Here is a 245-nt window from a genome sequence, read left to right on the forward strand (position 1 = left end):
CGACACACTAGATTCACTAAACAACAGACGTTCCTTGATCTGTGGCTGACCATTTTGTTCTACAACGAACACCAATGAACGCTCGCCCATGAACATCTCTTTGCTCACTTTAATGTAGTTGTCGTTATCCCAGTAAATACCTAACCCAGCTTGTTCAAATGCGAGGTTTGGATCTAATTGAACCGTCACTTCTGTGCTGTAATCCGAGCTCGATACTGGATGAACGAAGATATTATCAACATCAG

Annotated in this window: 1 protein-coding gene; it reads right to left on the reverse strand. The window is 42.4% G+C overall.

The features are described from left to right. The coding region (locus AB4486_RS24635) for a DUF1349 domain-containing protein (protein WP_372119308.1) at nucleotides 1-245 on the reverse strand (245 nt) is incomplete at both ends.

Origin of the sequence: Vibrio sp. 10N.222.55.C6 (assembly GCF_041473395.1) — a bacterium.
GTDB classification, from domain to species: domain Bacteria; phylum Pseudomonadota; class Gammaproteobacteria; order Enterobacterales; family Vibrionaceae; genus Vibrio; species Vibrio crassostreae_C.